Annotated in this window: 28 protein-coding genes and 1 riboswitch; of the genes, 5 read left to right on the top strand and 23 right to left on the bottom strand. The window is 39.3% G+C overall.

The window, feature by feature from the left end:
• Nucleotides 1-79: 79 nt before the first annotated feature.
• The 5 genes from rpsA to A5888_RS01435 form a co-directional block, all read right to left on the bottom strand.
• Nucleotides 80-1,294, bottom strand: coding sequence for a 30S ribosomal protein S1 (gene rpsA / locus A5888_RS01455; protein ID WP_086347505.1), 1,215 nt, complete (start codon nucleotides 1,292-1,294; stop codon nucleotides 80-82).
• A 216-nt stretch (nucleotides 1,295-1,510) separates the two neighbouring features.
• Nucleotides 1,511-2,179 carry a (d)CMP kinase gene (gene cmk, locus A5888_RS01450; protein ID WP_086351189.1) on the bottom strand — a complete coding sequence of 223 codons (669 nt, stop codon included), beginning with the start codon at nucleotides 2,177-2,179 and terminating at the stop codon, nucleotides 1,511-1,513.
• A 209-nt stretch (nucleotides 2,180-2,388) separates the two neighbouring features.
• Nucleotides 2,389-2,925, bottom strand: coding sequence for an SAG1386/EF1546 family surface-associated protein (locus tag A5888_RS01445; protein WP_086351190.1), 537 nt, complete (start codon nucleotides 2,923-2,925; stop codon nucleotides 2,389-2,391).
• Between the two features lie 74 nt (nucleotides 2,926-2,999).
• Entirely contained in the window at nucleotides 3,000-4,433 is a 1,434-nt protein-coding gene (locus A5888_RS01440; protein WP_086347503.1) for a RecQ family ATP-dependent DNA helicase, read from the bottom strand.
• A gap of 1 nt (nucleotide 4,434) precedes the next feature.
• A complete protein-coding gene (locus A5888_RS01435; protein WP_086347502.1) occupies nucleotides 4,435-5,472 on the bottom strand; it encodes a helix-turn-helix domain-containing protein in 1,038 nt (345 codons plus the stop codon).
• Nucleotides 5,473-5,516: 44 nt separating this feature from the next.
• Here A5888_RS01435 and A5888_RS01430 point away from each other — a divergent pair, with 44 nt between their 5' ends.
• The gene (locus tag A5888_RS01430) at nucleotides 5,517-5,732 is read left to right on the top strand and encodes a ferredoxin (protein ID WP_086347501.1); all 216 of its coding nucleotides are present in this window, start codon (nucleotides 5,517-5,519) and stop codon (nucleotides 5,730-5,732) included.
• Here A5888_RS01430 and A5888_RS01425 read toward each other — a convergent pair.
• Nucleotides 5,729-6,457: an alpha/beta hydrolase gene (locus tag A5888_RS01425; protein ID WP_086348327.1), complete on the bottom strand. Its 729-nt coding sequence runs from the start codon at nucleotides 6,455-6,457 to the stop codon at nucleotides 5,729-5,731. The genes A5888_RS01430 and A5888_RS01425 overlap by 4 nt on opposite strands.
• A 103-nt stretch (nucleotides 6,458-6,560) precedes the next feature.
• Complete coding sequence (locus A5888_RS01420; protein ID WP_086348326.1) at nucleotides 6,561-6,989, bottom strand: GNAT family N-acetyltransferase; 429 nt, start codon at nucleotides 6,987-6,989, stop codon at nucleotides 6,561-6,563.
• A 242-nt stretch (nucleotides 6,990-7,231) separates the two neighbouring features.
• On the opposite strand from A5888_RS01420, the gene A5888_RS01415 reads away from it, so the two are divergent.
• A complete protein-coding gene (locus tag A5888_RS01415) occupies nucleotides 7,232-8,059 on the top strand; it encodes a DNA-formamidopyrimidine glycosylase family protein (RefSeq protein ID WP_086347500.1) in 828 nt (275 codons plus the stop codon).
• Nucleotides 8,060-8,119: 60 nt separating this feature from the next.
• Here A5888_RS01415 and A5888_RS01410 read toward each other — a convergent pair whose 3' ends face one another.
• From A5888_RS01410 to A5888_RS01365, 10 genes are all read right to left on the bottom strand, one after another.
• Complete coding sequence (locus tag A5888_RS01410; protein WP_086347499.1) at nucleotides 8,120-8,722, bottom strand: ECF transporter S component; 603 nt, start codon at nucleotides 8,720-8,722, stop codon at nucleotides 8,120-8,122.
• Nucleotides 8,723-8,906: 184 nt separating this feature from the next.
• Nucleotides 8,907-9,030: riboswitch (FMN riboswitch) on the bottom strand.
• 186 nt (nucleotides 9,031-9,216) lie between these two features.
• The gene (locus tag A5888_RS01405) at nucleotides 9,217-9,867 is read right to left on the bottom strand and encodes a GNAT family N-acetyltransferase (RefSeq protein WP_086347498.1); all 651 of its coding nucleotides are present in this window, start codon (nucleotides 9,865-9,867) and stop codon (nucleotides 9,217-9,219) included.
• A 278-nt stretch (nucleotides 9,868-10,145) separates the two neighbouring features.
• A complete protein-coding gene (locus A5888_RS01400; RefSeq protein WP_086347497.1) occupies nucleotides 10,146-10,865 on the bottom strand; it encodes a pseudouridine synthase in 720 nt (239 codons plus the stop codon).
• A complete protein-coding gene (gene scpB, locus A5888_RS01395) occupies nucleotides 10,866-11,483 on the bottom strand; it encodes an SMC-Scp complex subunit ScpB (protein ID WP_086347496.1) in 618 nt (205 codons plus the stop codon).
• Entirely contained in the window at nucleotides 11,480-12,259 is a 780-nt protein-coding gene (locus A5888_RS01390; protein ID WP_086347495.1) for a segregation/condensation protein A, read from the bottom strand. Before A5888_RS01390 ends, scpB begins: the two co-directional genes overlap by 4 nt.
• A 63-nt stretch (nucleotides 12,260-12,322) precedes the next feature.
• Nucleotides 12,323-12,679, bottom strand: coding sequence for a GNAT family N-acetyltransferase (locus A5888_RS01385; protein ID WP_086347494.1), 357 nt, complete (start codon nucleotides 12,677-12,679; stop codon nucleotides 12,323-12,325).
• Nucleotides 12,680-12,696: 17 nt separating this feature from the next.
• Nucleotides 12,697-13,587 carry a site-specific tyrosine recombinase XerD gene (gene xerD / locus A5888_RS01380; RefSeq protein WP_086347493.1) on the bottom strand — a complete coding sequence of 297 codons (891 nt, stop codon included), beginning with the start codon at nucleotides 13,585-13,587 and terminating at the stop codon, nucleotides 12,697-12,699.
• A gap of 184 nt (nucleotides 13,588-13,771) precedes the next feature.
• A complete protein-coding gene (locus tag A5888_RS01375) occupies nucleotides 13,772-14,695 on the bottom strand; it encodes an alpha/beta hydrolase (RefSeq protein ID WP_086347492.1) in 924 nt (307 codons plus the stop codon).
• A 31-nt stretch (nucleotides 14,696-14,726) separates the two neighbouring features.
• Nucleotides 14,727-15,356, bottom strand: coding sequence for an NUDIX hydrolase N-terminal domain-containing protein (locus A5888_RS01370; RefSeq protein WP_086347491.1), 630 nt, complete (start codon nucleotides 15,354-15,356; stop codon nucleotides 14,727-14,729).
• Between the two features lie 210 nt (nucleotides 15,357-15,566).
• Nucleotides 15,567-16,658: a DUF871 domain-containing protein gene (locus A5888_RS01365; protein WP_086347490.1), complete on the bottom strand. Its 1,092-nt coding sequence runs from the start codon at nucleotides 16,656-16,658 to the stop codon at nucleotides 15,567-15,569.
• A gap of 182 nt (nucleotides 16,659-16,840) precedes the next feature.
• Here A5888_RS01365 and A5888_RS01360 point away from each other — a divergent pair, with 182 nt between their 5' ends.
• The gene (locus A5888_RS01360) at nucleotides 16,841-17,584 is read left to right on the top strand and encodes a peptidylprolyl isomerase (protein ID WP_086347489.1); all 744 of its coding nucleotides are present in this window, start codon (nucleotides 16,841-16,843) and stop codon (nucleotides 17,582-17,584) included.
• A 317-nt stretch (nucleotides 17,585-17,901) separates the two neighbouring features.
• Here A5888_RS01360 and A5888_RS01355 read toward each other — a convergent pair whose 3' ends face one another.
• From A5888_RS01355 to A5888_RS01345, 3 genes are all read right to left on the bottom strand, one after another.
• Nucleotides 17,902-19,119, bottom strand: coding sequence for an IS110 family transposase (locus tag A5888_RS01355; RefSeq protein WP_086347488.1), 1,218 nt, complete (start codon nucleotides 19,117-19,119; stop codon nucleotides 17,902-17,904).
• Nucleotides 19,120-19,425: 306 nt separating this feature from the next.
• Complete coding sequence (locus tag A5888_RS01350) at nucleotides 19,426-19,923, bottom strand: type II toxin-antitoxin system death-on-curing family toxin (protein ID WP_139843792.1); 498 nt, start codon at nucleotides 19,921-19,923, stop codon at nucleotides 19,426-19,428.
• Between the two features lie 86 nt (nucleotides 19,924-20,009).
• Nucleotides 20,010-20,555, bottom strand: a complete 546-nt coding sequence (locus A5888_RS01345; RefSeq protein WP_086347487.1) for a TetR/AcrR family transcriptional regulator — start codon at nucleotides 20,553-20,555, stop codon at nucleotides 20,010-20,012.
• A 202-nt stretch (nucleotides 20,556-20,757) separates the two neighbouring features.
• On the opposite strand from A5888_RS01345, the gene A5888_RS01340 reads away from it, so the two are divergent.
• Entirely contained in the window at nucleotides 20,758-22,092 is a 1,335-nt protein-coding gene (locus tag A5888_RS01340) for a DUF1576 domain-containing protein (protein ID WP_086348324.1), read from the top strand.
• Nucleotides 22,058-22,396, top strand: coding sequence for a hypothetical protein (locus tag A5888_RS01335; protein ID WP_086347486.1), 339 nt, complete (start codon nucleotides 22,058-22,060; stop codon nucleotides 22,394-22,396). The genes A5888_RS01340 and A5888_RS01335 overlap by 35 nt, the downstream gene beginning before the upstream one ends.
• A 116-nt stretch (nucleotides 22,397-22,512) precedes the next feature.
• On the opposite strand, the gene A5888_RS01330 is transcribed toward A5888_RS01335, so the two are convergent.
• From A5888_RS01330 to rpsP, 3 genes are all read right to left on the bottom strand, one after another.
• Nucleotides 22,513-23,058 carry a TIGR01440 family protein gene (locus tag A5888_RS01330; RefSeq protein WP_086347485.1) on the bottom strand — a complete coding sequence of 182 codons (546 nt, stop codon included), beginning with the start codon at nucleotides 23,056-23,058 and terminating at the stop codon, nucleotides 22,513-22,515.
• Between the two features lie 95 nt (nucleotides 23,059-23,153).
• Complete coding sequence (locus A5888_RS01325) at nucleotides 23,154-23,399, bottom strand: KH domain-containing protein (RefSeq protein ID WP_086347484.1); 246 nt, start codon at nucleotides 23,397-23,399, stop codon at nucleotides 23,154-23,156.
• Between the two features lie 11 nt (nucleotides 23,400-23,410).
• Complete coding sequence (gene rpsP / locus A5888_RS01320; protein WP_086347483.1) at nucleotides 23,411-23,686, bottom strand: 30S ribosomal protein S16; 276 nt, start codon at nucleotides 23,684-23,686, stop codon at nucleotides 23,411-23,413.
• Nucleotides 23,687-23,801 lie beyond the last annotated feature (115 nt).

Here is a 23,801-nt window from a genome sequence, read left to right as displayed (position 1 = left end):
TTCTGACTGCTTTTTTCTTTTAAATGAAACAAAAAAAGCCTGGGATTTGTGAAGTTACATCCCAAGCTCGTACTGTCTTTTACTCTTCGTCAGATCCCTGACCTTTTAGTTGATCGCCAAGAATATCGCCCATTGTAAACCCTGTGCTTTCTTCCGGCATTTCATATGATCCAGTTTCTTCCTCTGGTTGTTCCTGAACTTCAGGTTTAGCCTCTAATGCTTTAATACTTAAAGCAATGCGGTGTTCTGCTTCATTCACTTCCAGAACTTTGACTTTGATCTCATCACCTTCATGAAGAACTTCATGTGGCGTCGCGATATGCTTATGAGAAATTTGAGAAATATGCACAAGTCCTTCTACCCCTGGGAAGACTTCGACAAATGCACCAAAGCTTGTCAAACGTTTTACTGTTCCATCAAGTACTTCGCCAGCTGGTGCTTTTTCTGCAATATCAGACCAAGGTCCAGGCAAAGTTTCCTTAATAGAAAGTGAAATACGTTCTTCGTCTGGATTGATTGATAGAATCTTAACTTTAACCTCGTCTCCAACACTCAGTACATCACCAGGTTTGTCGACATGCTGATGTGCAATTTCAGAAACGTGTACTAGACCGTCGATACCGCCTAAATCAACAAAAGCACCAAAATCAGTCAATCTTGCGACTTTTCCTTCCACAACGTCGCCGTCATGTAAATCTGCAAGAATTTCTTTCTTATGCACTTCTTTTTCGGCTTCTACAACCGCTTTATGAGATAAAATCAAACGATTTTCAGAAGGTTCGATCTCAATGATCTTAAATGTCATTGTTTTCCCTTTATATTCAGAGAAATCATCAACAAAGTGATCTTCGACCATTGATGCAGGAACGAATCCACGGACACCAACATCAACAACTAACCCGCCTTTTACAACATTTGTAACTGGCGCTTCAATAATTTTGCCGGCTTGGAAATCCTTTTCGATATCTTCCCAAACTTTTTTCGCATCTAAACGGCGTTTAGACAACAGGTAACTCCCGTTTTCTTTGTCTTTACCGATTGATGTGATTACGACTAAATCCAGAACATCATGTAGTTTCACGAAATCGTTGATATCTTCGACTTGTGAAGTAGACAATTCTTTCGCTGGTACAACACCTTCAACACCAGCACCTTCAATCCCGACAACGACTTGCTTGTCTTCGATTGCAAGAACCTCTCCCCTAACGATGTCGCCAACATTCACTTCTTGAAAGCTGTTTAACGCATCTTCCATTGTTACATTGCTGTTTTCTACTTGCTTCTCTTCTGTCATGAACACTTATCCTCCTATACACCAACAAAAATTCGTTAATAATGACTTGTTTCTTTAATATTACGGGATTTCGAGCAAAAAATAAAGCGATTTCTCTTAAAATATTATATTTTATTTAATCTGCAAAATTTCTATTAGCTATTCTCTTATTCGAAGAGCAGCATTTCCCTGTACTATAACAACGAAATCAACTGGTCTTTGCTGTTATTTAGTCCATCACAGCTTCTCTGAAATAACCGCCTCAATCGCTTCGACAACCTCAACAATCGACAGCCCTGTTGTATCAATGCGAACAGCATCTTCCGCCTGAACAAGTGGAGAAGCCTCGCGCGTTGAATCGATATGGTCTCTTCGTTCAATTTCCTTTTTCAATGTGTCGAAATCTGTTTCGATCCCCTTTGAAATATTCTCTTTATAACGTCGTTCCGCCCGTTCTTCCACGCTCGCTACTAAAAATATTTTTACTTCTGCATCCGGCAAGACTGTTGTTCCAATATCTCGGCCATCCATAACAATGCCGCCTTGCTTGCCTATTTGTTGCTGCAGCTCTACTAGCTTCTTTCGAACCTCAGCATGTGCAGCAACGATTGACACAGCATTCGTTACGTCTTGCTGGCGGATCGCTTCAGTCACATCTTCTTCATCCACAAAAACCAATTGCCCTTCCGGTTGTTGTTTAAATGTGATGGCATAGTTAGAAAGTAGTTCGCAAAGAGCAGCCCCATCTTCAAGCTTTGTATTGTTACTGATTGCTAAATATGTCAAAGCGCGGTACATCGCACCTGTATCACAATAAATATAATTTAACTTCTCTGCTAGTATTTTGGCCACCGTACTTTTCCCTGATGAAGCCGGTCCGTCAATCGCTATACTTATCTTTTTCATTCTTCTCTCCACTTTCTTTCGAAGAAATTAAAAAACTTCTTCGACTCTCCATTTTTAGCATTTTTGAGCAATCGCACCGATTTCTTCCGCGCTTCTTTGACTGCTCGCCTCGGCTGTCAGCACTTGTCGGCGCCTTTAAATTGCTCTTTATCCATTTTTAAGGACTGAGGTATTTTTAGATACCCCAGCCCTGCATTATCCTATTAAGCTTATTGTACTCGTAGTGAGTCTCCTGGATGAAGCACTGCATCAGCAGATAATCCATTCAATTCTAAAATTTGATCGACTGTTACGCCATATCTTTCAGCCACTTGTCTAAATCCTTCACCCGCTTGAACCTCAGCATAAACTGGTTCAGTTGCCTCCGGAGTTGCATTCGGATCTTCTACTGATCCCTCTGGCTGTGTCGGATCCTCTGTTGCAGAAGATTCTGGCTGTGCCTGTGACGTAGATGAAGCAGGCGCTGAGCTTTCCTTTGTAGATGATGCTACGACAGATGATGTTGTTGTCGTGGTCCCACCTTTATTCTCGCTAGGTTTGTCTCTTGCCACCCACCAAAAAGTTCCTATAGGTAAGGCAATGATCAATAATAATAAGATAACCAGGATCGTCAAAAAGACTGTGTTTCCTTTTTTGTATTGTCGTTTTTCGATTCTTGAGTGTCCGGCATCATCCTTAGTATCATAAATGGATTGTTCCCAAGGTTCACGTGCCTCAGTTGGTTTATTTTTATCTCTTTTGCTCACTGTCTTTCCTCCTAAAATCGTATCGTTTGATATTATAACATAGCTTGCTATTATGTGCAGAGATAAAAAGTAGATTATTTTTCTTCTTTAAATAATCTTATCAATATTTCCTGCCATGAATGTACTGTTTTTCCAGCTATGTTCTGCTCTGCTTCTGTTGCTGATAGTACTGCACCACAATTATCACAACAAGGAGTTACCTTCTCACTTTCTTCTGTTTCAGAAAAATAGTGCATGATAAATGTTCTTCTACATTCTTTTGTGAAAATATAGTCTAGCATCTGTTCCAGCTGATAATATTTTTCCTGATCTTTTTTACGCAATCGCTCACTTAAGACTTCAAGCGTATAGGAGCCATTTAGATAACCCTCCAGCCATTTTTGCTGGATATCGCTCATTGATTCAAGAAGCTCAGTTGGAAACTCTGTGTGACCTTCTAACAGCTTTTGTAGTGTCCTCAGCTCTTCCTTTACTTCATTTCTAAAAAAACGATGTATTGCTTCATCTCCACTTTGATACAGTAATAAGGCAATTGCTGCCTGCCCATCTCTACCTGCTCGTCCTATCTCCTGAACATAATTTTCCATGCTGGCCGGACAGTCATAATGAATCACAAAACGAATATCAGGTTTATCAATACCCATTCCAAATGCGTTCGTCGCAAACAAAAGATCAATTTCATTTTCAATAAATTGTTGTTGTATTTTACTTCGCTCATTGGCCGTTAAGCCACCATGATAAAACGCTGATCGAATGCTTGTCTGCTCCTGCAACTTTCGCGACAGCATTTCTGTTGTTTTTCTGGCAGTACAATACACAATGCCCTTTTTGTTTCGCTTGATTAAATACTCAAAAAGCTGTGCTTCTTTTTCATCCGTTCTCTCAACAATCAATGAAATGTTCTTTCGGTTGATCGAATAAATAAATGAACGAACGGCTAGCGGTTCCTTGAACAGATAGTCCTTAATTTCATTCTGCACACTTTGCGATGCGGTTGCAGTCAAGGCCAACGTGAGCGGAAAATTCAATTTTTGCAACACGTCTTTTATTTTAACATACTCCGGTCTAAAATCCACTCCCCATTGTGACACACAATGCGCTTCGTCAACCACAAAAAGAGAGAGGGGCATATTTTTTAACTTCTCTAAAACCTCATTTTTCATCAAAGATTCCGGACTGATAAAAATAAATTTATACTTGTGAAGTTGTGCAAGGATATACTGCTTTTCATCATAGGATAAAAAGCTATTAAACGCAACAACTCTACGCTCTCCAAGCTTTTGCAACTGCCTAACCTGGTCCTCCATCAATGATAATAGTGGTGAAACAATCAATACTGTATGGGGCAATATTTTCCCTGTTAATTGATAAGTTAATGATTTCCCGGTACCTGTGGGTAAAACAGCTAGCGTATCTTCTTTATTCAGCAATGCCTCGATGATTTCGCGCTGTCCTTCTCGAAAGGACGAATAGCCAAAATAACGATGCAGTAATTCTTCCAATGCCATACTAATACTCACGTTCTTTCTTTATTTGCATAATTTGATACATTCGAAAAGCAAAATAGTCAATCTCAAATCGTTGTCTCAGCTCCGCATACTGCCAAGTTTGGCAAAGTGTCTTGATTTCTTGAAAGATGTTTACTTGTTCTTGTGGAATGAACGGTTCACCCAAGAAGTCCTTTTCGCTGATTGCCAACTCCAAAAAATGATCGTTCACTGTGCTTGGTTTCATCTGTCGCAATTGCGTGATTTCACTTAACGAGTGACCTGCCAACCATAATTCTTTTGTCTGCAACATACTTTGATTTTTATTTTTTTCCAGATCGCTTTTGATTGTCTCGTACAGCACAGCTCCTTGAGGCAAGCGCTCAATACAACTGAACAATTGATGGTAGATGTTTTTCCGATACAGTAATCGTTGGAATGCAGATGACTCTTGTAAGAGCTGCTGCTCAGCTTTTCCATTCAGGCGATACCCTGAAAACTGTTGGGCAATAAAATTTCCCTCTTTCTCAGGAAACTGACTTAAAACCGTGCGCCACTCTTCAGTCATTAAATGGCCCACCCTATTTTTATCAAGTGTCACCAGCAGCTGTTTTATCTTCAATTGATAGTAAGGTGAAGCCTCTAAAGGAATATATTGCTTATTCTGATAGGATAAATGCGAGGTGACCTGAACTAAAAATTGCAGCATACGCCACATGTCATTCTCCGTTTTTGCATAGCTGTACCCGTTCAAATGTTTGGTATGGGTCCTGATTATCTCAGCATTTTCAAGTAAGTACTGTGTTCCTTTGTCTGTAATCTGTGCCTCCAAGCTCTCTTGATCAAAACTGATGAAGCCATTTTTGATCAGCTTCTGTAATAGCTGATGGAATGTTTTTTCATTCAGCTCAGGAAATAAATGGAAATAAGAGAGATTATCAAAAAGAAACCCATTCATCAATACGGAAACCGTTCGCTTTCCCTTCAACAAATGATAGAGGGTAGATACTTTTATCTTGTAACCCTGCTGGAATAACGATAAAATGAATAACGTCTTCATAAACTGACCCTTTCATAAATAATATAAATTAGGAGCTACTCGTTATGGAATGTAAAATTATTCCCGAAAAATGTATTGCCTGCGGACTCTGTCAAGTCTATGCGCCAGATGTTTTTGATTATACAGAGGAAGGCATCGTGTTATTTAAAAATAAGCCGGAAGCCTTGTCCATAACTGTCGACAGCCAAAATGCTGAAACAGTTACTACAGCCTATCGCAAATGCCCGGTTCATGCAATTGAGCTCGCAAAAAGCCTTTAGTCTGCCAACTGAGATGCCCAACGAATAATCATATTTCCTACTAGCTGTTGCTGCTCGGCATTTGTGATTTCCGCTTGGCCATCTCCTTTTTGTTTCCCATAGCTGCCAAATCCCGCATGGTTTCCACCAGTTATCTCTTCAAATACCGTATTTGCCGGAAGGTATTCCTTGGCATCAGTATATTTTTCTTCATTCAGTACATCATCACTGTCTGCTGTAATTGATAAAACACCTCCATCAAAGGAGGATAAATCACCTTTTTTATCTGGATAGCTAGCCAAAAAGAAAACACCCTTTAATCCCGTATCCGCTAAATGTTCATGAGCAAAACGACTACCAATGACGCCTCCAAGAGAGTGACCACCAATAATATATGAGTGGATCTTCTTGTCGTCAATTATTTTTTCCGCATTATTCTGTCCCAAAATTGCCATATTTAATGGCTGTTTCAATAAATAGACACTAAAACCTGCTGCTGCTACCTGTTCGGCCCAAATACTGTAACTAGTGTTCTCAACCAGGGCCCCCTGATAAAACAAAATCGTTGGCTTCCCTTTTTCACCTTCAAAGAACAATACATCACGTTCCTTTTCAGCAGCTGTCGCAGCTTGAACCGCTGTTTCCGTTGGTTGATAAGTACTGTTTTTTATGTAAAAGAAGCCTGCTAATAGAATTACAAGCAATGCAACTCCTATTGATATACTGATTTTTTGCCATTTCTTCATTTCTCCATATCCTTTCACCTTCGAGACACTGCCTAAATTATGTTTGTCTCTCCCATTATCAATCATATTCTTCGGTTTCACCCAATAGTCTTTAGTAACATGACTAAAACGCACCGATTTCTTTGACTAAAAACATTTCCATTGGCTGTTTGTATTTAGGGATCGTAAGAAGCAGGCTCCCTGCATCTTGGTAACCCATTTTCCTATAAAAATGCTGTGCCTCTTCATCCACCTGTGTTGAGGTCATCACCATGCCATATCCTTGTTGCACCATTTCCGTTTCCCAAAAATCCATCAATGCTGTGCCGTAGCCCTTGTGCTGATGTTCCGAATCAATAAACAACATGGTGCAAAAAGGCGTATTATCCCAAAAAAGATTATATCTTAATATTCCGACCGGTACATCCTTCTCTAGCAGCACATAGCCCATGCGATCTTTTACTTTCTTTTCGAACACCTGCTCAGACAAATGAGGGTCGCGTTCAAACCAGAAATTCTTGTCTTCCATCTGAACATATCTGACTGTCCACATCATTTCCTCAACCTCCATAAAAATCAATTCATCGGTATCAAAGAGCTGTTGACCAATACTTGTAAAAATACCTAAATAGAATAGACAGAAAAAACTACGCATTTTTTGTGCAATCATTTGCTATTAAGGTACCCAGAGGCTCTTTAGAAAATTTGAAACCCGCACTCTCCTCCAAACATTGTCTTTTCCTATTTTATCAGATACACTAAAAAAAAGAAGTGAAACAATCAGGAGGTAAGAAAATGTTAGAATTACCAGAAACATACGCCTTTTCCGAACAGCTCCATCCTTTGTTGAAAGGAAAAGAAATTGCTTCTCTCTCAAGACAAAGCTCCCCTCATAAATTTGCTTTTTTCAGTGAAGACACCGATTATTCAGTACTTCTGGAACGGCAAAAAATCAAAGCAATCTATCCTGTAGCTGCCTATATCGTGATGGAATGTGAGAATCAGCTTCGTCTTGTTTTCAGAGACGGTATTCGTTTTTATTATGTTGAGAGCGAAGCAGAATTGCCTAAAAAGCATCAGTTGCTCTTACAGTTTACAGATGGCTCTTATCTAGCCTGTTCCGTGGCTATGTATGGCGCCATGTTACTTTATCATGGTTCACAGCACCCGACAGACAAGTATTATCAGGCTTCTGCCGAAAAACCAGTGCCTTATGATGCAGGCTTTGATTTTGACTATTTCGGTTCACTACTTCCCGAAAATCCAAAAAGAATGTCTGTCAAAGCTTTCTTAGGTACAGAGCAGCGGATTCCCGGTGTTGGGAATGGCTGTATGCAGGATATTTTCTTTCTGGCTGGCCTCCATCCCAAAAGACCTATTGCCTCTCTTAAAGAAGCTGAGCTGCGTTTGCTTTACCAACAGACAATTCAGACATTGACCAAAATGAAGGAGTTAGGGGGTCGAGACACAGAAAAGAATATTTATGGCCAAGCCGGCGACTATCAAACAATCCTTTCAAAAAATACCTATAAACACGGCTGTAAGGTTTGCGGTACAGATATCGTAAAAGAAAGTTACCTTGGTGGAACGATTTATTATTGCCCGGAATGTCAACCGTTATAACAAAAAAACTTCCTTTCCCGTTAAACGGTTAAGGAAGTTTTTTATCAAATTCATTACTATTTATTTTGCTAGGGTATTGCCCACACTTGATTGCTTTCTACTCAACCAAGGAAGTATTTTCGCATAGAACAGCATGAACACTGTACTGATGATAACACCTTTGATTAAGTTAAACGGAATGATCCCCACTGCAATATAGCTTTCCATCGATCTACCTAAGAATGATTGCGCAGTTACACCATACAAACTAAGATAAAGCGGCGTAATGACGAAATAATTGGCAATACTCATGAAAGCAGTCATCGCTATAATTCCAGTAACAATTCCAGCAACCTTGTTTCTCGTTTTGTGTGATCCCTTGTTGAAAAAGTAATACATTGGTAATGTGAATAACGTTGTTGCTAAAAAGCTGGCAACATCGCCCACCATGTTTTGTGGTGATGGACCAGTCAGCACCAGATGTAGGGTAGAACGAATCAATGCAGTGATAATTCCAGCAAATGGTCCGTATAAAAACATACTGATCATTACTGGGATATCGCTAAAGTCCACCTTAAGAAAAGGGACTGCCGGTAATAACGGAAATCCTACAAATTGTAACGCTGCGCCCAGAGCAGCCAACATCGCTACTCCCACCATTTTTTGTACCTTGCTGTTTCTCATTATGAAATCCTCCTGACAAGGATCCATCTTCAAACGAACCATTTGAATTAGCTGTTTTTCATCACGGACAAGCCCTAAATCCGTAAGATTCCCTCTCTATAACTGCAGAAAAAAACTCTATTTTTCTGCAGGGAAAAATAGAGTTAGAGTTATCTTATCTGAAAAAGAAAGCTAATCAAATAAGCCCTATCTTCTTTATCCAGACTGTACTGTCGGTATTGGAATTACACCAATTCGGCTACTTTTAAAAAGTAGGTCGTGGACTATAACCACCGGTCGGGAATTTCACCCTGCCCCTGAAGACGAACCTTTATTAAATTATGTTACAGCCCTATTATACATCATTTCACGCATAAAGCAATAGTTACAGCTATCACAACAAATGTCCTCAAATCATTTTGAGTCCAATACAAGAAAATACGCTGCAATTATCAATAGTATGACCAATGATCAGTAGGGTATTTTAGCTTATTCCTTAGTCTGTGATGCTCCAGTTATTCATAATCATTTGTATCGATTTCACTGACAGCTTTTTCAAATTCTAAATGGCTGGCCTCAACCTTCTTTTCTTTTGGCGGGAAGCTTTGATCAAACGCGTCCAGACCAGCACCATCTGGATACATAGATTCAGAAAAATGAATACTGCCGTTAATACCATCCAACGCTCCTTCGTATAAAGGTAGCGCCATGATTCCTGTGTAAAATTTTCCATCCGGCATAGAGAGCCCATATTTTTTCGTACCAATAAATCCATAAGGATGATAATGATACGGGTAGCCGCCAATAATAATCGCATTGAACCCTAGCCTTTTCGCTTCATTGATTGAATGTTCGATCAATAGTCGACCGTAGCCCTGTCTATGATATTCCGGAAGAATACTAACCGGCCCAAAAGAGATGACCGGAAGCTCGCCACCAGATGTATCAATTACCTTAGCCCGTGTATACATAATACTTCCAATGATTTTATCGTCCAGTTCAATAACAAAAGTCAGCTCCGGAATAAAATCAGGAGATGTTCTGATGTTATGAGCGACGAAATGTTCCTCAGCACCAGGGAGGTACAAATTCCAAAAAGCTTCTCGCGTGACTTCTTCAACGATCCGATGATCTTTTTCTTCTTCAAGTCTAATATTGATGCTCATAATTCTCCTCCTAAATCATTCAATTGAATATAACATAGAGCAATTCGCCCGAAAATACCTGCGAAGCACCGCAAGTATTCTAAAAGTACGGTCAATTGCTCCACTTCTCCTAAACAAAAACTGTATAAAGAGGTTAATGAAAAAAATCGCAAGAGGCCGAACGACCCTATCCTGCGATTCTTTTTCATGAAGCTCATTACTGATTTAAATAGCTCTTTTACGACTGCAAAGTAATAAAAAATTAAGACGAGTCACTTCTTTTAATGTATTTTAGAAATTTATGCTTTCACTTCATTTAAGAGACTGCTGATTTCCTTTTTATTAAGACTTCGATACTCTCCTGGTCTCAATCCCTGTAAAGTCAAGTTGCCAAAACGTTCCCGCTTCAATTTCTGCACCGGATACCCCACTGCTTGAAGCATGTTTTTCACCTGATGATTTTTTCCTTCATGAATCGTCAACTCGACGATCCCAGTTCCTGTTTGCAAATCGACTGATAGAATCTGAAATTCTGCCGGTGCCGACTTATACCCATTGACTCTTACCCCTTTTCGCAGCGGCTGTAAGTCATGTTTTTTCGGAACACCTTTGACCTTTGCAACATAAACTTTATTCACTTCATGACTTGGGTGTGTTAATTTCTGAGAAAAATCGCCGTCATTCGTCAACAGTAAAATACCGGAAGTATCATAATCTAAACGTCCAACAGGATAAATTCGTTCAACAACACTAGGGAAAAAGTCTGTGACGACCTTTCTTCCTTTGTCATCAGAAACAGAAGAAATCACTCCTTTTGGCTTGTAAAATAGATAGTATACATACTCTTCCTGATAAATCGGCACATCATCTACTTCAATCAAATCGTTTCGGCTGACCTTCGTTCCCAGTTCCTTCGATACCTTACCATTTACTTTTACTCTTCCTTGCTGGATGTACTCCTCCGCTTTACGACGCGAAGCCACCCCTGCATGTGCAATAACTTTCTGCAGTCTTTCCATTTATTCTTCCTCCTCAGGCTCTTTTTTTTCCTCTGGTGATGCAAGCAATTCATTGTCCTTGTACCGATCAAAAAAGAGATCCAAAGGAAGTTCTTCGTTGATTTCTTCTTCCATTTGATGGATATCAGGCAACTCATCTAACGCCTTCAAGCCAAAATAATCCATAAAATAATCTGTGGTTCCATATAAAATTGCTCGACCAGGGCCATCAACACGGCCCTTTTCCTCGATCAATTGCTTCGCAGCTAACTTTTGAATCGAACCAGCCGATTGAACACCACGTATCTCATCTACCTCAACCCTTGAAATCGGTTGCTTATAGGCAATGATCGATAAAGTCTCTAATGCGGCCTGAGATAAATTATTTGCAATCGGAGACTGCGCATATTTTTTCAATAAAGGAGCAAAGTTTTTTTTTGTTGAAAGAACAAACTGGTTGCCGATTTCCAAAATATTCAACGCAGAGTGTTCATCCTGTTCATAGCGTTTTTTCAATGTATTCAACAGCTCATAAGCTTTTGCTGTTGGCAGCTCAAGCAAGTAGGAAATTTCCTCCAAGCTTATGCCCTCATCACCAACGACAAAAAGAACTGCTTCAATTTGACTCATTGTGGTCACTGTGTTTCCTCCAAATCATTTGTTGTTTCCTCATCCTGATCGTTATAAAGCAGGATCGATCCATAATTACATTCCTGTTCTACACGCACCAGATGTTTTTTCATTAACTCAAGCAAAGCCATGAATGTTGTTACGATTTCTTGCTTTGAGTACGTGATGAAAAAGGCCTCTAGCTTAATCGGCTCGTCCTTTTCTAACTGTCTGATTGTATCTGTGAGCTCCGCAAGCTTCATCTCTATCGAAATATCCTCACCGGCTACAGTTGTTTCTACGGGCTGACGGCTTTTCCTTTTTTCCAGCATAGAGTGAAACGCCAAAAATAGATCGATTGTATTGAGTTTATTTGGCTCAAGTAGTGGTTGCTCTTCCCTATACTCATCGACATCCATCGGTTCTTTTGTATAATACAAGCTGCGCTCCGCTTCTTTTTCATGTAAAAGACCCGCAGCATATTTGAATTTTCGGTATTCCAACAGCTGTGTAACCAAAGCTTCTCGAGGATCTTCTCCCTCGACCTCTTCATCATCAACAAGTTCCAACTCTTGCTTTGGTAACAGCATTTTACTCTTGATCGCCATCAAGGTTGCCGCCATAACTAAATATTCACCTGCAACCTCAAGCTCTAACGATTGCATTGCTCGAATATAGCCCATATATTGCTCTGTCACAGCAGCAATAGGGATATCATAGACATCTATCTCCAATTTTTTTATCAAATGAAGAAGCAGATCCAGTGGACCTTCAAATACATCTAATTTTATATTGATCTCCTGCAAAGTGCTTCCAACTTTCTACTTAAAAATCTTTATCGCTCATTTTATGCATTATACTTAATAATTTTACAATTGTAACCATTTATCCAAATACTCCTTCGTCGCCGAAGTGCCGATGATCTCAACCTCGCTATAGCTATCTCTTAATTCATCCAGCAATTGAAACCCTAGCCCCTCGCCTCTATAGGATGGATTAAGACTGATATCATGCAAAATAAGCTGTGTCTCTGTTATGTACTCAACACCTAGCAGGCCTTGAATGTTTTCTCCCTGAGCGGGAACCCAGAAAAACAAAGTTAATCGCTCCTCCTGCTCATACATATCGATCTCATTGAGCAGTGAATGGTACTTTTCCATTTTATCATGAAAGCTAAGTAAGCCAACTGCAATCTTCTGTTGTTCCTTTCGATAAGGTATTAGCATCGTTTTTCATTCCTTTACTAGGCTCTTGGAAAATGCTTTTTATAGACATCTGCCATTCGTTTTTTTGTGATATGTGTATAGATTTGCGTCGTTGAAATATCTGCATGCCCCAACAATTCCTGTACAATCCGTAAATCTGCACCATTTTCCAATAAATGTGTTGCAAAGCTATGTCTTAGGGTATGTGGGGTAATATTCTTCTGAATACCCGCTTCTTGAACGATCTGTTTTAAATTTTTCCATATCCCCTGTCTGGATAACGAACGACCATGATGATTGACAAAAAGCTGAGGGATGTCCACTGAAGCCTTGACCAAATTCGGTCGACTCTCATTCAAATATTTTTCTATCCAAAAAATCGCATGATCCCCAAGCGGAATAATTCGCTCTTTGTCTCCTTTCCCAATAGTCTGAAGTAATCCAATGGATAAATGAAGATCCACCATTTTGAGCTCGATCAGTTCACTCACTCGTAATCCTGTGGCATACATCACTTCAAGAATGGCTCGGTTTCTGATCCCTAGCGGCTTAGAGATATCTGGTGTTTCAATGAGTAACGTGACCTCCTCAACAGAAAGTGTATCAGGAAGCTTCTGCGCTTTCTTCGGAGAATCAATATGCTGCATCGGATCGTGCTCCGCTTTTCTTTCTTGGCGCAAAAACTGATGAAAGCCTCTTAAAGTAGAGATCAATCGAATAACAGAAGCCGATGAGCTTTTTTCTTCATGCAGCTTTTGTAAAAATTCCATGACCATAAACCGGTCGATCGAATCCCATGATGTCACTTTTCCTTCTTTTAAAAAAAGAAGATATTTTTCTAAGTCTCTCTCGTAGCTCTTTCTGGTGTTTAAGGACAGACCTCGTTCTATTTGTAAGTAATGCAAATATTCTTTGATGTCCTCGTCCATCATTTCTCCTCATTTCCTATCTAAAAATTGTGACAAAGTTAGAGATTCAGTAAAACAGAGATAAAAACACTCCTATAATCAGACATGTTCTTAACAAATTACTCGGTAGCTACTTCGAGTAACCCAGCATGTTTGTCCTTCAATATCGGCATGAGTCATCTTTCTCTTCTCTCTTTTGCTTTTTCTACTTGATGTAATTAGCTAAAAAATCAGACACTTGTTTTTCATACATTTCCGGATCTTTCTTGTACGCTTCACCGTGCTTGGCATTTTCAACCACATATTTTTCTTTCGGTGCATCCGTTGCTTCATAGACTTCATCCAGCATATAAAATGGCACAAAGTCATCGGTTTTTCCGTGAATAAATAGCATCGGTGTTTTATTTTTCTTCAATTGCTTTATCGCACTAGCTTCTCCAAAAAAGTAACCTGCTCTTATTTTAGTAATGCCGCTTGTAACGTAAATAAGCGGAAACTTCGGCAAATTGAACATTTCCTTCAATTGATACCCAAGCTCGTCTTTTGCAGAGGTATAGCCACAGTCTTCAACAATGGCTTTGACATTATCAGGCAGCTTTTCACCGCTGGTCATCATGACCGTCGCAGCTCCCATGCTGATTCCGAATAATGTAATTTGACTATCTTTCCCATTTTCAGACAGAATCCTGTTGATCCATTGGAGGTAATCCTTGCGCTCCGGCCAGCCAAAGCCAATAGAATCACCTTCACTTTGACCATGACCACGAGCATCCGGTACAAGGACATTATAGCCCCAATCATGATACATTTTCGCATATCTGCCCATTGTCTCTGCTGAACCCATATAGCCGTGTGCCAGAATAGCATTTTTGTCAGTCTTACCTTCAGCAGGTATGTAGATGGCCTCTAGCTTCAAGTCGTCTTCTGAAGTCAGCGACCATGTCTCACGAGCAGCTTCATTTTTAAACCATGTTTCTTCTGGAGAAACAGTCACCTTTGTCCCAGCTGTATCATCCGCGATAAATGATTTTTCCGACGGAACAACTGCGTAATTATAGAAATACAAGCCTGCGCCGATCAATACGACGCCTATAAGTAATACGACACATATCATCACTTTTTTCCACATCTTCCTTTATGTCAACCCCTATACATTAAACTTAGTCACACATTACTTTTCTATTCGGTGAAGCATGGTCTTCAAACAACATCTCCAAATCTTCAAGCGTATTTCGCTCTTTTGAAAGAGGAAGGGTCTGAATCTCCTTCTTAGAAAAGAAACGCACATCGGAGGTTTCCAGTCCGGTCTCCAACTCTCCATTTACAAACAAACAAGAGATAAAAAACTTATATGTATAAATCAATGCTGGTGGATAATTGTGCTTGGCTTTATCTCTGACAGCAATCAAGCGATCCCCTTTGACCTGAATCCCCGCTTCTTCAAACGTTTCTTTTTCAGCGATTTCCATTGGTGAGTAACCGATATCCGCCCAACCACCTGGCAAAGCCCAGTGGGAATCACTTTTTTCTTGTACAAGTAGCAAACGATTCTGCTGATCAAAAATCACTGCGCGAATATCTACTTTAGGTGTTGCGTACCCGTCATCTTCAGACAGATAAATGGCGAGCTGTTCATCGGGAACATTAGCGTAGAATAGCTTGACCAACTGTCCGGTGATCTGCCGGAGTTCTTCGTAGCGTTCCAGATCATAAGGATCTTTTGCGTATTCATTCCCAGTTTGAGCAATTCCCTGTAATTTGGAAAGTAAAACAGCCAGTTCTTTTTCCATCTTCTCTCACTCCATTCAGTGTCATCAGTATATTTTACCACTTGTCTCGAAAAAAGTCTTATTTTCTCAAGTCTAGTAGACAGAACAATAAAAAGAGCAGAAAAATCCGGCTGGTCAAACGCCTTGAACAGCCGGATCACTATAGGTAACACAAAATAAATCATAGGAAAACTTGTCGGCTTCTTGAGCCAAACTTCTTTTAAAACGGATTTATTTATTTTCGATCAATTTGAAATTTGACCATGGACGCAAGAAATTCAATAGGAATAATTCATCTTTTGAAATCCGACCAACAACATTTACGCGTCCGTCATTTTTCATTTCTTTCAAAGCAATTTGTGTTTCACCTTTGTACTGACCGTAACCAGCATTGTCAATCAACACGTCACCTTTTACCATGTCGCGTGTGTTGTGTGCCGGAAATTCTTTATCCTTGTAGTATACTCGAGTCATAGTTGAGCGAAGCATGTAATCAGAACGATCGCCACGATAGCTGTGCAGGTTGTCAAAGAGACAGATTCGTTCATCTTCTGTGATTCCTTCTTCTACGTCCACCTTCAAGGTTGGATAATCTGCATTAAACGCGTCAGCCATTGCTTTTAATTCTTCCTCAGATGCATAAGCATTTCCAATCAACACATCATCGATCAAACCAGTCAATACAAGATGTTTCACCTGTGTAGCAAGTTCCAGATCGCGATGGTCTTCTAAAGAACAAAGACCGTCAGATGTCGGCCATGGACCAAAATCAGCCGTTTGAGAAGTAACAAACGCCATTGTATTGATGTTATATTTTCTAAACTTTTCGGAGCAATAGACAAAATGGTCATAGCCTAAGCCAGAATAGCGATGCGGATAAAAATTATGCGAACCTAACAGATTATTTGTATTAGGAGAATAGCTCATAATATTATCTACGTAGCTTGTTCCTGTACTCATGTTGATTTCAATCTTGATACCATATGGGTTTCTTGTCATTTTCGCTTCTTCACTACCAGTGAACCCAATATCTAAACGAACGCCATAAGCGCCCATCTTATGGAAAAATGATAAATCATCATAAGAGATATCTAATTGTGTGAACAAGGCTGGGTTGATATCTACCATAACTTCCATTCCCAGGCTGTTTGCATAATCGACAACTTGCTTGAATTCCGCCAAAACTTTTTCTTTGTCATCTTCAATTTGAAGCAGGCTTGTAAACACACGCTTATATCCATACTTGTGTGCTAAATCCAAATATGCCTTATCTTTTTCAAATGTTGAGCGTTCAGGATAAATAGAAATTCCTAATTTTCCCATTTGTATTGCCTCCTAAGTTTTCGTCTTTATTGATAATCTATGTCAGCCTTTATTATAGCAGAACCAAAAAAAATGGTCTACACCTTTCAAATTCTATTTTTGTTAGAAATAGACTGGTAGTTGGCCAAATGTTTTGTTATTATAGACAAGGATGATTAAATCAAAGGAGCGAACTATTTAATATGAAGCTAAAAAAATTCGGAACATCAATTTTCGCACTATCGGCTGCTGTCCTTTTACTTGCAGCTTGTGGAGATAATTCAAAAACAAACAGTTCATCTTCAAGCTCAGCAGATTCTTCAAGTTCTACAACAAAAGAATCAGTTGACCTAAACGCGTTAGAGCTTCCTCAATTGTCAACAGAAGTTGCTGACAATGAAGACTTGATTGAAATGGTGACAACAAAAGGATCTATTGAAATCAAACTATTCCCTGAAATTGCACCAAAAACAGTGGAAAACTTCATCACGCATGCAAAAGACGGCTACTATGATGGCTTAGTCTTCCATCGTGTCATCGATGACTTCATGATTCAAGGTGGCGATCCGGAAGGAAATGGTACAGGCGGTGAAAGTATTTGGGGCGAGCCGTTTGAAGATGAAATCAGCAATCAACTGTATAATATACGTGGTGCGCTATCAATGGCAAATGCCGGACCAGGAACAAACGGCAGTCAATTCTTCATCGTTCAGAACTCCGATGATATGTCTGACGGCCTTTTGAAAAATGAGTATCCTGCAGATATCATTGATGCATATAAAAACGGTGGGACACCTCATTTAGATGGTGCACACACAGTCTTTGGGCAAGTCATCAAAGGAATGGACGTTGTAGACGAAATTGCAGCTGCTGAAAAAGACGCAAGTGATAAACCAACAGAAGATATCAAGATTGAAAAAATCAATATTTTGCAAGAAGCAAAATAATACAAAGGGTCTGAGACATTAGTATGCCTCAGACCTTTTAAACCGAATAAACGGTGTTCCAGAAGCAGCTTTTTCGACAATAAGTCGAAAATTCACAAAAATTTATGGGACAATTTTCGGAATTTCCGCCTTATTGCTTGAAGCTGACCACTTCTGTCACAACCTCTTTCCTACGATTAGTCAAGGGGAAAGTGGAAACAAATTCCTTATAGTTTTTAAAGAAGTGAAGAACTATCTGAAAGTACACTAAATAAACTAGATGGATCTCTGAATTTTTCATCTAGTTTGTGCTATAATTTTAGAATAAGGACTCGTCCTTATTGGTCGTTGGAGGCCGTATACGCATAAGCGTACCTTGTATGATTCCTAACCATGGAATGCATACACTTCAGGAGCTTGTTCATGCAGGCAACTGTGGCAACCTTTTCCATTTTAGGAAGGGGTTGCTTTTTTAATTTATAATAATAGTCGACGATATGATTGGAGGCGGCGTGTTGTTGTCGAATCATATTACGAATAGTAAAGTAAAGAATCTTTCGCCCCTTTGGATTCCCTCTTTTATTGATATGATCCTTTCCTATATATGATCCAGATTGAAACCGCCGGATATCAATCCCGACAAATGCATTGAGTTTGTTTGATGTAGAGAAACATCGAATATCGCCTAATTCTCCAATCAGAAGTGCAGCCGTTGGCGCACCAATTCCTGGAATCGTCTGATACAACTCAAATTCTTCAAGAGGATGAGCAGCGTTCATCATTTGTTCCATCAATTTATTTTTCTGTTCTAATAGGTCCTGAAGAAGCTGGGCATAGTAAATGACTTTCTGACAGAGAACACTATTGGACTCAACAGCTGGATAAGAGTTTGAGGCGTAAATGAAAATCTGGTCAGCTTTCTGCCAAGCCCTATTTTCAGAAATTCGTTTCCTCGTTGTTTTCATCAATCGATTTTTGATTTTTGTTCGACTGGAAGCGAGAACGAAGGCAGGATGTGGAAAACATTCAATCAGGGATAAGGCATAGGGAGTGATACGGCTGGAAAAGAACTGTTCCAATTCAGGAAAAGTCAATTGAAGAGCATTATGAAGATTCATACGAACATGACTGATTTTCGTCTCAATTTCCTGATAGAAGCGGGCAAGTTCTCGTAGTTCGAGATAGATTGCTTGTTGGTGTAGCTTTGGTTGGCGTCTATTTTTACAATGAGTTTGAGCCAGTTTATGAGCATCAAATTTATCCGTTTTCCAGCTACGAAGCGAGCCTTCCTCCATCTGTTTTTTTGCTTCTAAAGGATTTAGAAGGCAGTAGGTCAGTTTATTATCCTGACAAAACTTTTCTAAGGGACGTGAGTAGATACCAGTTGCTTCAAAAACAATTTCAGGGACCTCTGGTAAGGTCTGAATTTCCTCTAATAGCAGCTGAAATCCTTCTTGATTGTGAACTACTTTTCCCTCAGATAAGCAAAAGTTGTCCTGATAGAGTACTTTGTAACTTTCTCCTTTTGATACATCAAAAGCTAAAATAGATGACATAGTTTTTTCTCTCCTTCTCTTTTTATAGAAAGACCTTCACTGAACCATTTCAATTCTACTTTCCTTTACACGGACTCGGAGTCCCAACATACTTAAACCAGATTCTAAAATGTCAGTGAAGGAGCTCATTTTGCACTTCGGACTCGAAGTCCACGAGGTCATGTCCGAGCTTCCTTTCACTCCCACTATACGCTATAAATAGAAAATAGTGGGTAAGCTATTCCGTCGAATATCTTACCCACTAATCTTAGTATGTTTCTGTATCCATACCTGAACAAACGCTTCTTGCCCATCCACTTCTTATCATCAGGTCAATGAAAGTTCTTCAATCAGCTTTTTAAGGTGAGCATCCTTCTCGTAAACTGTTTCCAACACATTGGAAAATTCCAAGTCATTCCTTACTTCACTTTTACATTTGGTAGCTTGTGCCAGCAGCAGCTCTTCAATTTGTTCATCTGCCATCTCTCCCGCAGCGATTGCTAGAGCGGCTTCATAAAAGACTCGTGTATCAATGAGCAACTGAAAATCATTCATCAATAAAAAAAGGTAGGCTGTAACAAATGCCGTGCGCTTATTTCCGTTATAAAAGCAGTGGTAATTTGTGAGCGAGCGCCATAAAAAAGTCGCTTTACTGAAGACAGTTGGATAGATATCAATGCCAAAGACGCTTTGATCCACCGATGCTGAAATGCTCGCCAACCCTTTTCTATCTCGAACACCGTACATTGAGTTTACCTGCTGTTCCGTTTTTTTCTGACAGAAAATGTTTACTTCGATCAACAACTCTTCACTTAAACAAGTCATTTCCTAACTCCTTTCATAAAAAAAGCCCTATCAACTAACAGACTCGGATAGAGTGTCGGCAGTCGATAGGCTCTGTGTTTTGTTGCTTATGGAAAATACTTCTGAATGGATTCTTTTAACGCTTCATTTATTTCCAGTTCGCTCATAATAATTGTTTCTGTGGCCAGCAAAGTTGCTATTCCTGCAGCCGTGATCCAAATCTTTTCATAGATATCTGCCAATACCTCGCATGATAAGTCTTGGTATTTTTTCACCTCTCGTATGTTCTTCTCCAATTTTTCGTAAGACAATTTTCGTAACATCTCGCCATATCCGTGAGAATCAATGTACATATACATGAATAATTTTCGGTCTTTTTTCGCAAACTCAATCACATTCAATCCCATGTCGATAACTGGATCTCCTACAGAGTGTCTATTGTAATATTGAGTTTCCAGCTCATCATATATCAATAATAGTAAAGAAACTTTCAAATCTTCCATATTTTTAAACTCTAAATAAATCGGTTGTGTAGAAATTCCCATCTTGTCAGCAACATTTCTGGCAGTAATACCTGAAAACCCTTCTTTCAAGACGATGTTATAAGAAGCTTTCAGAATTTGGTCTTTTGTATATACTTTTCTTCTTACCATACTGTGTCCTTTCCGGTTATAGAATAATCCATCCCCTGACGTTCGTTTATCTCCATTTTACACTGTTCTCTCCTTGCAGTTCTCTCAATAATTGTGAAATTCATTAAAAAACATGATAATTTAACGAGTTTTTATTGACCAGAACTGCCTATTATAGGTATATTAACAGTAGACAGATATCACAAGGGGGGATTTTTTGGAGATAAAAAACGAAAGCATCACGTTGCTTCACACAAAAAAGGAGAAATTTCGAGAAAAGAATGGCCGTTTGTCTTATATCCTTCTCATTTCTTATTCACTTCTGTTGATTCTCATTGGACTTTTCAGCGGACCTTTTCCTCAATTACTGACAGGTACCGTTAATATCTTAACCTCCCCCAGTCATCTCCTGACGGACTATATTCAACTGGGTTCTTTTAATAGCGCTTTCTTCAATAGTGGTGTTTTGACGTTGGTAAGTGTTTTGCTCACAAAGCGGCACAAATTATTGATTACAGGACCTGTAATAGCTGCTCTTTTCACTGTTTCAGGGTGTTCTTTTTTTGGGAAAAATCTGTACAACTCCATTCCAATCATCATTGGCGGGTATCTTTATTGCAGAATTGCCAAAAAACCATTTTCTTCTGTCATTGTCGTTAGTTTGTTTGGCAGTGCCCTCTCTCCTATTATCAGCTACATTACTTTCGGTTTGTCTCTTCCATTAGTAATCGGTATTCCATTAAGTTACGCTATTGGCATTCTTTTAGGGATGATTTTACCGCCTTTAGCATCTCATGTACTGATCTTCCATCAAGGCTTTTCACTTTACAACATCGGCTTCACTTCAGGATTAATCGCCATGTTATTTACAAGTAGTCTGAAGATGTTCGGAAAACAAGTAGAAACTCAAAATATCATCTCTACCACTTCAAATGGAAAGTTAATGATTTTCCTGGCGTTTCTGTTTACACTCATGTTTATCACTGGTTTTATTTTAAATCATTTCTCATTTAAAGGACTAAAAGCTATCAGTAAGACCTCCGGAAAACTGGTTACGGACTTTATTTCGATCACATCCGTTGGTCCAACCTTGATGAACATGGCGATGATGGGATTTTTATTGCTTCTTTATGTGGTGATCAGCGGTGGGACACTAAACGGACCAATACTTGGTGCAATTCTTTCCGCAGTCGGTTTTAGTGCTTTTGGTAATCATCCATTAAATAGCTTTCCTTTACTGGTTGGCATTTTTCTGACAGCTAAGCTTTCTTTAGTTTTTCAAGTAGATCAAACCGTTGTTGTTATGACAGGAATTTTCGGAACCAGTCTTGCGCCAATCGCAGGTTTCTATGGGCCAATTTATGGTGTGATCGCCGGATTTTTCCATATGGCTCTGGTTACAAATGTCAGCTTCCTACACGGTGGTTTAAATCTTTACAACAATGGTTTTTCTACTGGATTTGTCGCGGCAATCATGGTACCATTGCTTGATAATATTTTTCAAATTAGAAAGGTGAATCAGCATGCAGGAAAGAGAAAAAGCAAAAAGAATTATTGATGAACTGCTGACCTACTTCTTTTCCAATGATATAGAAGATATTCGAATCGGTTTGGATTTCGCTGAAGAAGGATTTTATATTGAAATGCAGGGAAAAATTGATGAGGAGCCTTCGGATGTTCTTCATTTACTGAATCTTTTGAATACACCCAGAGACCCCAGTATCGAATCCTACTACGATGAGTTGTTAGGAATCACCCATCATGAAGAAGAGGATTACCATCTTCTTGGACTAATGATCGATGAAGCTGAAATCACCTTCGACTCATCAATTTTTGATATTAAAGTATTTAGAAAGCGTTGATATTAATAAAAAAATCTGAGAAGCTTTGCTCTATTGAAAAGATGAACACTCACCTTTTCAAGGAACATTGCCTCCCAGATTTTTTTATTCTTCATACCAACAAGCTTCATTACTCCCTATTCATACACTGCACGAGGGCCGCCAATCAATTTCGGCCTAGAGGACAAATAGGTGGTATGTGCTGCTCCTATTTGCTTTACGCTCGTTCTAACAGGTATTTGTACATGCTTGACATGCATACCTATAGACGTATCACCAATATCTATTCCACCAACAGCGGTGATATGCTCAACCACTACAGGATCTGAAAAGGAACGATAGGCTGCGGTTGCAGCTGCACCGCCTGCTTGTAAAGATGGAACAACCGTCACAAGCTCAAACCCAAAATGTTCAGCTACCTCACGCTCAATCACCAAGGCTCTATTAATATGTTCACAGCCTTGAACAGCAAGAAACACCTCTTTGCCTCTCAGAACCTCCAACAAGGTATCGATCACCATTACACCAACCGATAAAGTCGAATGACTACCAATTCGTTCACCAATGATTTCACTTGTGCTGCATCCTAACACAAAAAGTGAGCCTTTTGACAAATGGTTTTCAGTAAAATACTCATTCAGCCCTGTTTTGAGTTGTTCTCTATATGTATTGATTTCCTCCATATGACTACCTCCCTATGCTATCTCTCATTTCATTATCGCTAAGATAAATAGAAAAAACCAGCAAAACAATTGTTTTGCCGGTTCAGAATTCTTTTTTACTGACCATCTAGGATATTTAAACGAACCTTTTTGGGTCCATCTGTACGCACACTGTAAACAATCGTACGAATTGCTTTCGCTACTCGTCCTTGTTTTCCAATAACACGTCCAATATCTTCTTGAGATACAGTCAAATTGTATTCTAGGAAGTTATCAGATTCTTCGATTTCCAAAGAAACTGCTTCCGGATGACTAACTAACGGACGAACAATCGTCAATACTAACTCTTTTACATCAGTCATAATCAATCACCCTATTTCTTTACGAATTTAGCTTCATGATGTTTTTGCATCACGCCTTCTTTTGAAAGGATGTTACGAACAGTATCAGAAGGTTGTGCACCTTTAGACAACCAGTTCAACACTAAATCTTCTTTTAAAACTACTTCCGCAGGATCTTTCAAAGGATTGTAAGTTCCTACAGTTTCGATGAAACGTCCGTCACGAGGAGAACGTGAATCAGCTACTACAATACGGTAAAAAGGTTTCTTTTTAGAACCCATACGTTTTAAACGAATTTTAACTGCCATTATTAATTACACCTCCATATAACTTAATCACAAATGCTAGTTTACCAGATTAATTCACAGCTGTAAAGAGTTTTTTCTTGACAGCTTAAAAAAACCAGAAAAACACTGTGTTTTC

Origin of the sequence: Enterococcus sp. 9E7_DIV0242 (genome assembly GCF_002140975.2) — a bacterium.
Lineage (GTDB): Bacteria > Bacillota > Bacilli > Lactobacillales > Enterococcaceae > Enterococcus_L > Enterococcus_L clewellii.
The sequence above is the reverse complement of the archived record's forward strand: the minus strand, read 5'-3'. Positions and strand labels throughout refer to the sequence as shown.

Coding starts and splice junctions, on each gene's coding strand:
- A5888_RS01365 (WP_086347490.1), bottom strand. CDS start 16,658: ATGGGAAAATTAGGAATTTCTATTTATCCTGAACGCTCAACATTTGAA.
- A5888_RS01400 (WP_086347497.1), bottom strand. CDS start 10,865: ATGGAAAGACTGCAGAAAGTTATTGCACATGCAGGGGTGGCTTCGCGT.
- xerD (WP_086347493.1), bottom strand. CDS start 13,587: ATGGACGAGGACATCAAAGAATATTTGCATTACTTACAAATAGAACGA.
- A5888_RS01435 (WP_086347502.1), bottom strand. CDS start 5,472: ATGAAGACGTTATTCATTTTATCGTTATTCCAGCAGGGTTACAAGATA.
- A5888_RS01370 (WP_086347491.1), bottom strand. CDS start 15,356: ATGGAAAAAGAACTGGCTGTTTTACTTTCCAAATTACAGGGAATTGCT.
- A5888_RS01385 (WP_086347494.1), bottom strand. CDS start 12,679: ATGCTAATACCTTATCGAAAGGAACAACAGAAGATTGCAGTTGGCTTA.
- A5888_RS01410 (WP_086347499.1), bottom strand. CDS start 8,722: ATGAGAAACAGCAAGGTACAAAAAATGGTGGGAGTAGCGATGTTGGCT.
- A5888_RS01415 (WP_086347500.1), top strand. CDS start 7,232: ATGTTAGAATTACCAGAAACATACGCCTTTTCCGAACAGCTCCATCCT.
- A5888_RS01345 (WP_086347487.1), bottom strand. CDS start 20,555: ATGGTAAGAAGAAAAGTATATACAAAAGACCAAATTCTGAAAGCTTCT.
- A5888_RS01335 (WP_086347486.1), top strand. CDS start 22,058: ATGCAGGAAAGAGAAAAAGCAAAAAGAATTATTGATGAACTGCTGACC.
- A5888_RS01420 (WP_086348326.1), bottom strand. CDS start 6,989: ATGTGGACAGTCAGATATGTTCAGATGGAAGACAAGAATTTCTGGTTT.
- rpsA (WP_086347505.1), bottom strand. CDS start 1,294: ATGACAGAAGAGAAGCAAGTAGAAAACAGCAATGTAACAATGGAAGAT.
- A5888_RS01325 (WP_086347484.1), bottom strand. CDS start 23,399: ATGACTGATGTAAAAGAGTTAGTATTGACGATTGTTCGTCCGTTAGTT.
- A5888_RS01350 (WP_139843792.1), bottom strand. CDS start 19,923: ATGACTTGTTTAAGTGAAGAGTTGTTGATCGAAGTAAACATTTTCTGT.
- A5888_RS01360 (WP_086347489.1), top strand. CDS start 16,841: ATGAAGCTAAAAAAATTCGGAACATCAATTTTCGCACTATCGGCTGCT.
- A5888_RS01440 (WP_086347503.1), bottom strand. CDS start 4,433: ATGGCATTGGAAGAATTACTGCATCGTTATTTTGGCTATTCGTCCTTT.
- cmk (WP_086351189.1), bottom strand. CDS start 2,179: ATGAAAAAGATAAGTATAGCGATTGACGGACCGGCTTCATCAGGGAAA.
- rpsP (WP_086347483.1), bottom strand. CDS start 23,686: ATGGCAGTTAAAATTCGTTTAAAACGTATGGGTTCTAAAAAGAAACCT.
- A5888_RS01425 (WP_086348327.1), bottom strand. CDS start 6,457: ATGAAGAAATGGCAAAAAATCAGTATATCAATAGGAGTTGCATTGCTT.
- A5888_RS01330 (WP_086347485.1), bottom strand. CDS start 23,058: ATGGAGGAAATCAATACATATAGAGAACAACTCAAAACAGGGCTGAAT.
- A5888_RS01430 (WP_086347501.1), top strand. CDS start 5,517: ATGGAATGTAAAATTATTCCCGAAAAATGTATTGCCTGCGGACTCTGT.
- A5888_RS01355 (WP_086347488.1), bottom strand. CDS start 19,119: ATGTCATCTATTTTAGCTTTTGATGTATCAAAAGGAGAAAGTTACAAA.
- A5888_RS01405 (WP_086347498.1), bottom strand. CDS start 9,867: ATGAGCATCAATATTAGACTTGAAGAAGAAAAAGATCATCGGATCGTT.
- A5888_RS01375 (WP_086347492.1), bottom strand. CDS start 14,695: ATGTGGAAAAAAGTGATGATATGTGTCGTATTACTTATAGGCGTCGTA.